At 66.7% G+C, this 6,444-nt stretch carries 6 protein-coding genes; 1 reads left to right on the forward strand and 5 read right to left on the reverse strand.

Annotation, left to right across the window (positions count from 1 at the left end; genetic code table 11):
• Window positions 1–4 precede the first annotated feature (4 nt).
• Complete coding sequence (locus RHOOR87_RS0107125; RefSeq protein ID WP_027484626.1) at window positions 5–3,607, forward strand: M1 family aminopeptidase; 3,603 nt, start codon at window positions 5–7, stop codon at window positions 3,605–3,607.
• Here RHOOR87_RS0107125 and RHOOR87_RS0107130 read toward each other — a convergent pair.
• The 5 genes from RHOOR87_RS0107130 to RHOOR87_RS0107150 form a co-directional block, all read right to left on the reverse strand.
• Window positions 3,604–4,458, reverse strand: coding sequence for a mechanosensitive ion channel domain-containing protein (locus tag RHOOR87_RS0107130; protein ID WP_027484627.1), 855 nt, complete (start codon window positions 4,456–4,458; stop codon window positions 3,604–3,606). The genes RHOOR87_RS0107125 and RHOOR87_RS0107130 overlap by 4 nt on opposite strands.
• Window positions 4,459–4,547: 89 nt before the next feature.
• Entirely contained in the window at window positions 4,548–4,856 is a 309-nt protein-coding gene (locus tag RHOOR87_RS0107135) for a DUF2845 domain-containing protein (RefSeq protein WP_027484628.1), read from the reverse strand.
• 62 nt (window positions 4,857–4,918) lie between these two features.
• Window positions 4,919–5,191, reverse strand: a complete 273-nt coding sequence (locus RHOOR87_RS0107140) for a DUF2845 domain-containing protein (RefSeq protein WP_007509726.1) — start codon at window positions 5,189–5,191, stop codon at window positions 4,919–4,921.
• Between the two features lie 26 nt (window positions 5,192–5,217).
• Window positions 5,218–5,793, reverse strand: coding sequence for a DUF924 family protein (locus tag RHOOR87_RS0107145; RefSeq protein WP_027484629.1), 576 nt, complete (start codon window positions 5,791–5,793; stop codon window positions 5,218–5,220).
• Window positions 5,794–5,805: 12 nt separating this feature from the next.
• Window positions 5,806–6,246 carry a DUF2383 domain-containing protein gene (locus tag RHOOR87_RS0107150; RefSeq protein ID WP_007509731.1) on the reverse strand — a complete coding sequence of 147 codons (441 nt, stop codon included), beginning with the start codon at window positions 6,244–6,246 and terminating at the stop codon, window positions 5,806–5,808.
• Window positions 6,247–6,444: the final 198 nt, after the last annotated feature.

Consider the following 6,444-nt stretch of genomic DNA (forward strand, 5'->3'; position numbering starts at 1 on the left):
ACCGATGTTCTTCGAGATACTTCGCTTCGAACTGCGCCAGCAACTGAAGGCGCCGCTGTTCTGGATCGTCGCGGCGGTGTTCGGCGCGCTGGCGTTCGCGCTGGCCAGCACCGACGCGGTGATCGTCGGCGGCGCCAGCGGCAACGTGTTGCGCAACGCGCCGCTGGTGATCGCGCGGCTGCTCGGCGTGCTCACCGTGCTCAGCATCTTCCTGGTGACGGTGTTCGTGGCCGGCGCGGCGCTGCGTGATTTCGACAATCGCACCGCGGAGCTGTTCTTCACCACGCCGCTGAGCCGCGGCGCCTATCTCGGCGGCCGCTTCGCCGCCGGCTATCTCGCCGCGCTGGCGGTCATGCTGGCCTGCGCGCTGGGCGTCGCCGTCGGCGGCCTGATGCCGTGGATCGATGCGACGCGGCTGGGCCCGGCCAGCTGGCATGGCTACGCATGGGCGTTCGGCGTGATGGTGGTGCCGGACCTGCTGTTCATCGCCGCGCTGCTGTTCCTGCTCGCCACCACCACGCGTTCGCTGCTGGCCACTTACATCGGCCTGATCGTCTACTTCGTGCTGAACTCCGTCGTCGGCCTGCTGACCCGCGACGTCAACAATCATTTCATCGCCGCCATGCTCGATCCGTTCGGCGGTCGCACCCTGGCCCTGGTCACCCGCTACTGGTCGGCGGACCAGGCCAACCACGAGCTGCCCGCGCTGACGGGCGTGCTGCTGTTCAACCGGGTGCTGTGGAGCGCGGTCGGCGCGGTCATGCTGGGCGCCGCCGTAGCGCTGTTCCGCCCGAATCGCGAGGGCCTGCGGCTGCCGCGGCGCAGGAAGCGGGCGGAGCCGCCGCTGCTGCGCCCGCAGGCCGGCGCCGCCACGCTGGCCCTGCCGAAGGTGCGCCTGGCCGACGACCTGCGCGCGCACCTGCTGCAACTGCGCACGCAGTTCGTGTTCGACGCCCTGGGCGTGCTGCGCGGCGTGCCGTTCCTGATCATGCTGGCGCTCGGGCTGTTCAACCTGATCTTCGCGCTCGCTCTGTCCAGCCAGATCTACGGCACCGCCACCTGGCCGGTGACGCACCAGGTGCTGGAAAACGTGCGCGGCGGCTTCCAGTGGCTGCTCTACATCATCGTCACGTTCTACGCCGGCGAGCTGGTGTGGCGCGAACGCAGCCAGCGCTCGGCCGAAGTCAGCGACGCGTTCCCGGTACCGGACTGGGTGCCGCTGACCGCCAAGCTGGGTGCCTTGCTGGCGGTGATCGCGAGCTTCCTGCTGATCGGCGCGATCGTGGGCCTCGGCTGGCAGCTGGGCCACGGCTATACGCACCTGGAGCCCGGGCTGTACCTAGCCACGCTGGCATTGAATGCGCTCCCGTTCGTGCTGCTGGCAGTGCTGGCGCTGTTCCTGCAGGTGCTGTCGAACAACAAGTTCCTCGGTTACCTGCTGACCATCGTGTGGCTGGTGCTGAGCACGATCGGCTTCGACCTGCTGCACTGGGAACAGAACCTGTACAACTATGGCAACGCGCCGGAGCTGCCGTATTCGGACATGAACGGCTTCGGGCATTTCCTCCGAGCCGTGCTGTGGTTCGACTTCTACTGGGCCTGCGCCGCGGTGGCGCTGCTGGTGCTGGCGGCGCTGTTCTGGGTACGCGGCACCGAGCCGTCATGGCGCGAGCGCCTGCGCGAGGCGCGCGCGCGGCTGCACGCGCCGGCGAAGCTCGCGTTGGCGGCGGCGCTGTTCGCGTTCGTCGGCAGCGGCGCGTGGATCTACTACAACACCAACGTGCTGAACCACTACCAGAGCAGCACCACGAAGACGATCCAGCGCGCCGACTACGAGAAGAAATACGCGAAGTACAAGAACCTGCCGCAGCCGCGCATCACCGCGGTGAAGGCTGACGTGGACATCTTCCCGTACCGGCGCCGGCTGGAGATCCGCGGCCACTACACCCTGGTGAACAAGCACACGGCGCCGATCAGCGAGCTGCACGTGAACTTCGACGACAAGTTCGCCGTGAAGTCGCTGGACTTCGCGCCGCACGATACGGTCAGCGCAGACAAGGAGCTCGGCTACACCATCTACCGGCTGAAGACGCCGCTGGCGCCGGGCGCGTCGATGGCATTCGATTTCGACCTGGTATACGCGCCGAAGGGTTTCGCCAACAGACCGGAAGGCGAGTTCCTCGTGCACAACGGCACGTTCTTCAACAACAGCGTGATGCCGCAGTTCGGCTACCAGACCCAGACGCAGCTCACCGACCGCAACGACCGGCGCAAGTACGGGCTTTCCGCCGAGGTGCCGCGGATGCCGAAGCTGGGCGACGAGAAAGCGCGCGCGAACACCTACATCAGCAACGACGCGGACTGGATCAGCTTCGACACCACCGTGTCCACCGCGCCCGACCAGATCGCCATCGCGCCGGGCACGCTGCAGAAGGAATGGACCGCCAATGGCAGGCGCTATTTCCACTACACCATGACGCAGGACGGGATGGAGCAGCCGATGCTGCCGTTCTTCTCGTACCTGTCGGCGCGCTACGCGGTGAAGCACGAGACCTGGAAGGGCGTGGACATCGCGGTGTACTACAACCCGGTGCATGCGTGGAACGTGGACCGCATGATCCAGGGCGCGAAGGATGCGCTGGACTACTACGACGCGAACTTCACGCCCTACCAGTTCAAGCAGCTGCGCATCCTGGAATTCCCGAACTACGCCAGCTTCGCGCAGTCGTTCGCCAACACCATCCCGTACTCCGAGTCGATCGGTTTCATCGCCGACCTGCGCGACAAGACAAAGATCGACTACGTCTACTACGTCACCGCGCACGAAGTGGCGCACCAGTGGTGGGCGCACCGGGTGATCGGCGCGAACATGCAGGGCTCGACCATGCTCAGCGAATCGCTGGCGCAGTACTCCGCGCTGATGGTGATGAAGCAGAAGTACGGCGCCGACCAGATGCACAAGTTCCTGAAGTACGAACTGGACGGCTATCTGGCGGGGCGTGCCACCGAGAAGCTGGCCGAGGAACCGCTGGCGAAGGTGGAGAACCAGCAATACATCCACTACAAGAAAGGCTCGCTGGTGTTCTACGCATTGCAGGACTACGTCGGCGAGGGCACGCTGAACGCGGTGCTGAAGCAGTTCCTGCTCGACAAGGGTTTCCAGCAGCCGCCGTACACCACCTCGCAGGAATTCATGGACGCGCTGGGCAAGGCGCTCGACCCGAAGTGGCAGCCGCTGCTGGACGATTTCTTCTGGAAGATCACCCTGTTCGACAACCGCCTCACCGACGCCACCGCGAAGAAGCTGCCGAACGGCAAGTACGAAGTGACCCTGCAGGTGCACGCCGGCAAGGTCCACGTCGACGGCACCGGCAAGGAAACCGCGGCGAAGCCGGACATCCCGATCGAGGTGGGCGTGTTTGCCGCATCAAAGGGCGACGGCATGGACGGCAAGCCGCTCTACCTGGAAAAGCGTCTGCTGCCCGACGGCGACAGCACACTCACCGTCACCGTCGATGGCAGGCCCGCCGTGGCCGGCATCGATCCCTACAACGAGCTGATCGACAAGGTCTCCAGCGACAATCGCCGCGCGGTCACGCTGCCTTAGACTCCGTCGGGCCCGGGGGTGCCGCGCACCAGGGTGACCTGCTGCGGCCCTGCCGGAACGCTGATCTGCTGCGCGTCGATCCGCCGCTTGATCGCGTGCAGCAGATCGGTCTGCGCGTCCCAACCGTCGCTGACGAGGGTCCAGCCGCGCAGCACCAGGTTCACCGTCTGTACGCTCAGGCCCTCGATCCACACGCCGGGCGCCGGGTCCTTCAGGATGCGTGGATCCGCCGCCATCAGCTGCATGATGGTGGCCATCACCCGCTCGGCGTCATCACGGTAGGCGATGCCGAGCTTCAGCTCAAAGCGCCGCGTGCCACGGCGATTGAAATTGACGATGGCGTCGCCGCCGATCTTCGCGTTCGGCAGGATCGCCTCGCGGTTGTCCGGCAGGATCAGCTGGGTATGCATCAGGTTGATGCTCTGCACGGTGCCCTCGGTACCGCCGGCACTGACGTAGTCGCCGACCCGGAACGGCCGGAACAGTACCAGCAGCACGCCCCACGCCAGGTTGCTGAGCGAGCCCTGCAGGGCCAGCCCGATCGCCAGCCCGGCGGTGCCGAGCGCGGCCACCAGCGGCGCCGACGGCACCCCCAGCACGCCCAGTGCGGTCACCACCAGCAGGACCACCAGCACGCCGTAGATCAGGTTGCGCAGGAAGCCGCTGAGCGTGGAATCCAGATTGGCCCGGCCCAGCGCCGCCTGGGCGAAACCGGCCAGCCGGCGCGCCACCCACATGCCGAGCAGCAGCACCAGCAGCGCGCCAAGCAGGCGCAAACCGAGCTGCACCGCCTGGTCGGAGTAAGTGGACACCGCGCGGGCTGCCGCCGGCACAACCGAGACATCGAACATGGCCTGCCTTCCGCGAAAAACCGCAGGCAAGCCTAGCAGGAGAGTCGCGGCAACCGCGCCGCCGGCGACGCGGGCGCCATCGCGAACGGCTAGAGCCGGCGGTCCTCGATCTCGCTGACCCGGCCGTCGACGATCGTCACCACGGTGACGTGATCGCCGCGGCGGTAGCGCCACTGTTCGCCACCCTGATCCTTGTCCACCGCACGGACGCCGCCGCGACGACTGCCGTGACTGTGCGGCTTGCGTGTGTGCGATTTCGAAGTGGGTTTGCCCAGCAGCTCGACTACCCGCTCGCGGCTGTCGCCGGCGGTGAGCACCTGGCTGCCCACGCGCAAGGTGCTGGACGCCTGCACGGCGGCACTGAACGCGAACAATGCAACGACGAGACGAATGCGCATGACCTGCTCCCTGGCCGGGTTGGAATTCCGGAATCTCTGGCTGCTTCGCGGCGGAAGCCGCCTCAACGCTGGCGGTCGTCGATGTCGGCGACCTTGCCGCCAATGATCGTCACGACGACGACATGGCCATTCTCGCGGGTGTATTGCCAGCGTTCGCCGAGATACGCGCCGAACGTGTTTTCCACCGGCTCCTTGAGGGCCGGCACGCCCAGCAGGGCGACCGCATGCGCCGCGGTATCGCCTACCGTCAGCACCTGCTGGCCGATGCGCAGGGTCTGCCCGGCCTGGGCGGTCAGGCTGAACGCCAGCAACGAAATCAACCATGGATGACGCATGACATGCTCCCTTGCGGCGAGTCGCCTCAGAAACCGGCACCGGGCTGCGCCAGGTAGAGTACTTCCTCCGGCGTGCTGGAACGTCCGAGTGCAGCGTTGCGGTGAGGGAAGCGGCCGAAGCGCGCGATCACCTCACGGTGGCGCCGAGCATAGTCCAGATAATTTTCGAACTGCCGGTGCTGTTCCGGTGCAGCATCCGCCAGCAAAGCCTCGAACAACGCCACCGAACGCTGCTGCAGCGCGATGTTCTCGGCATGTTCCAGCGGCAGGTAGGCAAACACGCGCTGCACGGCGGGCAGTTGCCGGTCATCACTGCGGGCAAGGCCCGACAAGGCCACACGCTGTGCGCTGGCGTCCGCCGCCCAGGCGCGCGGATCGTCGCGATACAGATTGCGCGGAAACTGGTCGAGCAGGATCAGCAACGCCAGCCAGCCCGGCGGGGTCGCCGCCCAGTCGTCCAGCCGACCGCCGGCGGCAGCCCTCGCGGCTTCGCCGAAACGCTCGCGGATCTGCGCATCGAACCCGGTGTCGGCGGCAAACCAGTGTGCGGCGCTCGCCCCGGCGAACCAGAAGTCGAGGACATCCTGTGCAGTCGCGCGCATCGGCCCCCCCGTTCAATAGCGTGCTGTACCGCCCAGACTGTGCATGTCCAGATGGATGCCGCGCAAGCGCGGCAATTGCCGGCGCAGGACCAGCACCGCCTCGGCGGGGGCCGCGGCAATGGCTTGCTCGAAGCGGTTCAGCAGCCCGCTCTCGTCGTGCGCCAGCACGTGGATCCAGGCACTGTCGCGGCGTGCGGCAGTACGCACCAGCCAGCCGGCAAGATGGCGGCGCACGGTTCCGCGCCAGCTGCCGCGCCGACACGGCCTGCCGCCGCGGTCGCGTAACTGCGCCTGCAGGTCGGCGATCAGCAGGTCCAGCGTGTGCACGTTGTCGTTCAGCACCATGCGCAAGCCCGGCTCGCACGCCGTCGCGGCATGCCGATACAGCTGGCGCAGGTCGATGCTGCGCCGGATCAGGGCATTGCAGGCGGAGACGGGCAGGTACTGCGGCATGCGGGATCGGCGATCGGGGGCGGTGCGCCATCCTCGCGCCAGCCCACTTAGCCGGAGCAGTACTGTCCGGGGAAATTGCTCGGCGATCTCAGTAAACGATTGATCATGCGCTAAAAAATGACAGCTCCGGGGTGTTAGCGATTTCAACCATGCAGGCCTCAACCTGGACGACCTCACGGGGAGGGCGTCGCCATGCAC

Origin of the sequence: Rhodanobacter sp. OR87 (assembly GCF_000473345.1) — a bacterium.
Taxonomy (GTDB): Bacteria; Pseudomonadota; Gammaproteobacteria; order Xanthomonadales; family Rhodanobacteraceae; genus Rhodanobacter; species Rhodanobacter denitrificans.

Coding starts and splice junctions, on each gene's coding strand:
- RHOOR87_RS0107125 (WP_027484626.1), top strand. CDS start 5: ATGTTCTTCGAGATACTTCGCTTCGAACTGCGCCAGCAACTGAAGGCG.
- RHOOR87_RS0107130 (WP_027484627.1), bottom strand. CDS start 4,458: ATGTTCGATGTCTCGGTTGTGCCGGCGGCAGCCCGCGCGGTGTCCACT.
- RHOOR87_RS0107135 (WP_027484628.1), bottom strand. CDS start 4,856: ATGCGCATTCGTCTCGTCGTTGCATTGTTCGCGTTCAGTGCCGCCGTG.
- RHOOR87_RS0107140 (WP_007509726.1), bottom strand. CDS start 5,191: ATGCGTCATCCATGGTTGATTTCGTTGCTGGCGTTCAGCCTGACCGCC.
- RHOOR87_RS0107145 (WP_027484629.1), bottom strand. CDS start 5,793: ATGCGCGCGACTGCACAGGATGTCCTCGACTTCTGGTTCGCCGGGGCG.
- RHOOR87_RS0107150 (WP_007509731.1), bottom strand. CDS start 6,246: ATGCCGCAGTACCTGCCCGTCTCCGCCTGCAATGCCCTGATCCGGCGC.